Below are 2,714 nucleotides of genomic sequence, written 5' to 3' on the forward strand. Positions count from 1 at the left end.
TTTTCATGTCGGGGTTGCGGCTGAAGAGCCATGGACTTTTTCTGTAGTATCCCCTTTTCAGCACGGAAGGCAACCTGTGGCTTTCAGGTTGCCTTAAGTTACGTTCTATTTTTCTCGATAATCCCAAGAATCCGTTCCAAGTCGTCTTCGGAAAAATAAGCGATTTCGATTTTACCCTTGTTCCGATTTTTGGATGGCTTGATGTTTACCGAAGTACCGAACGCCACGCGCAGCCTCTCTTCCAGATCTTTGACAAAACGGTGTTTATCGGGCTGTTTCGTTTTACGTGAAACATTCTTTTTCTCGCTCATTTTTTTTACGATATCTTCCAGTTCGCGAACACTGAGCGACTTTTCTTCAACTTCCTTTGCCAGCTCTATTTTTATTTTATCTTTGTCTACACCCAATAGCGTTCTGGCATGTCCCATTGATAACGTTCCACGTGAAACACGTTCTTGAATCTCTTCTGGCAGTTGCAGAAGTCGAAGAAAATTCGCGACATACGGTCGGCTTTTCCCTACTTTTTTCGCCAACTCTTCCTGTTTAAGCGAAAAAGCATTCATCAACTTATGATAGGCTTGAGCGATTTCGATAGCATTTAAATCTTCCCGCTGCAAGTTTTCAATAAGCGCAATCTGCATAACCTGCTCATCCGTAAACTCTTTTACAACAACCGGTACATGTTCCACATGGGCCAACTTTGCAGCACGCAGACGTCGTTCTCCGGCGACCAATTCGTAACCTTTCACGCTTTTTCTAGCTATGAGCGGCTGGACAATACCATGTTCCCGGATCGAATCAGCAAGTTCTTGCAGCGCTTCTTCCGCAAAGTGCTTGCGGGGCTGGTAAGGATTGGGGCGTATTTTCTTCAATTCTACTTGAAGAATATGATCGCCATCATTAATGTCCACGGAAGAAATCAGTGCATCCAGCCCTCTTCCCAGTCGTTTATTCAATTCCGATCACCTCTCTGGCTAGGTCGCTATACACTTCCGCTCCTTTGGAACGGTGATCGTATGTAATAATCGCCTGACCGTGACTAGGCGCTTCGCTCAATCTCACATTGCGCGGAATAATTGTCCCGTACACTTTCTCTTGAAAATACTTCTTTACCTCATCAATCACCTGGATCCCCAAGTTCGTTCTGGCATCCAGCATGGTCAACAATACGCCCTCAATATATAAATTGCGGTTCAACTGTTTCTGTACCAGACGGATCGTATTAAGAAGCTGACTCAATCCTTCCAGCGCATAATATTCGCATTGAATTGGAATTAATACAGAATCAGCGGCCGTTAATGCGTTAATCGTCAAAATTCCCAATGAAGGAGGACAATCAATAATAATATAATCATATTTGTCGCGCACAACATCAAGCGCTTTTTTCAAACGCTTCTCACGTGAGTAGACAGGCACAAGTTCAATTTCCGCTCCAGCGAGCTGGATGGTAGCGGGAAGGATAAACAACCCGTCGATATCGGTCGGCAGAATCGCATCCAGGGTATTAATATCATTAATGAGCACATCATAGACACAGTACCGGACATTCGCCTTCTCGATTCCAATACCGCTTGTCGCGTTTCCCTGTGCGTCAATGTCCACCAGCAGCACTTTTTTGCCCTCTTTGGCAATGCAAGCACTCAAGTTAACAGAGGTAGTTGTTTTCCCCACGCCGCCTTTTTGGTTTGTGACCGCAATAATTTTGCTCATACGTCTCACCCCTCATTTTTTCCAACCAACGACACTTCTCCCTTGATCCTGGGCTATTTTTTTTCTTTCGGTATTTTAATGACGAATTGATAGAACTCTTCGTGGTCTTCTTCCTCAGTCTGGATATTCAATCCGCTCTGCAATACCATGTCCACCGATTGACGGACCGTATTAATAGCCAGTCGCATGTCTTTTGAGAAAGAGCGGCGCTGCTGTGCCGGCTTTTGATTCTGCTTCTCCATCAACACTTTGATGCGCTGTTCCGTCTGTTTTACGTTCCAACCTTTCTCCATGATTTCTTCCAATACTTTCAGTTGGAGCGCTTCATCTTTTAAGACAAGCAGTGCCCTGGCATGCCGCTCAGAGATTTTTCGGCCAAGCAGCGCTTCCTGCACGGGATCCGGAAGATGAAGCAACCGTAGTTTATTGGCGATGGTAGATTGGCCCTTTCCGAGACGGCTCGCAAGGCTCTCCTGGGTTAGTCCATGAATATCAATCAACTTCTGATATGCGATGGCTTCTTCAATCGGGGTTAATCCTTCGCGTTGCAGATTTTCGATAAGTGCAATAGACGCAGCCTGCTCATTGTTAAAATCTTTAATGATGGCCGGAATCTTCTCCATTCCCAGCCGGGTGACTGCGCGCCAGCGTCTTTCTCCCGCGATAATTTCGAATATGCCGCTGCGTTCCCGTACAACAATAGGCTGAATGACACCATGAACTTTTATCGTTTCGCACAATTCGTCAATTTTATCATCATCGAATACGGCGCGGGGTTGATAAGGATTGGGTACAATTTTTGCAACCGGGATATGCCTAATCTCTTCTTGATCGGTGCGTTCCGTCAGACCAAATAAACGTGAAAACTGATCCTTCATAAAAAAGACACCACCCACTCTCCTTCTTTCCATCTTCAATATTCGCCATCTTCCTCATAGTTTCCTGCCCCGTGTTCCACGTGAAACATAAAGAAAAATACATGAGAAAAACTCGCGGGCGTTGCT

Annotated in this window: 3 protein-coding genes; all 3 read right to left on the reverse strand. The window is 45.4% G+C overall.

The features are described 5' to 3' along the window. Positions 1-98: 98 nt before the first annotated feature. From ADA01nite_RS10680 to noc, 3 genes are read right to left on the reverse strand one after another with little or no spacing between them, the layout of a single operon-like run. On the reverse strand, positions 99-956 hold the full coding sequence (locus ADA01nite_RS10680; protein WP_146809955.1) for a ParB/RepB/Spo0J family partition protein: 858 nt from the start codon (positions 954-956) through the stop codon (positions 99-101). Then, a complete protein-coding gene (locus tag ADA01nite_RS10685) occupies positions 949-1,710 on the reverse strand; it encodes a ParA family protein (protein ID WP_146809956.1) in 762 nt (253 codons plus the stop codon). The genes ADA01nite_RS10680 and ADA01nite_RS10685 overlap by 8 nt, the downstream gene beginning before the upstream one ends. Positions 1,711-1,763: 53 nt before the next feature. Further along, complete coding sequence (gene noc / locus ADA01nite_RS10690; RefSeq protein WP_146809957.1) at positions 1,764-2,588, reverse strand: nucleoid occlusion protein; 825 nt, start codon at positions 2,586-2,588, stop codon at positions 1,764-1,766. Positions 2,589-2,714: the final 126 nt, after the last annotated feature.

This window comes from Aneurinibacillus danicus, from assembly GCF_007991215.1.
Classification (GTDB): Bacteria; Bacillota; Bacilli; order Aneurinibacillales; family Aneurinibacillaceae; genus Aneurinibacillus; species Aneurinibacillus danicus.

Bases quoted from the DNA above. Each gene is read 5' to 3' on its own strand.
- noc (WP_146809957.1), bottom strand. From the start codon at position 2,588: ATGAAGGATCAGTTTTCACGTTTATTTGGTCTGACGGAACGCACCGAT.
- ADA01nite_RS10685 (WP_146809956.1), bottom strand. From the start codon at position 1,710: ATGAGCAAAATTATTGCGGTCACAAACCAAAAAGGCGGCGTGGGGAAA.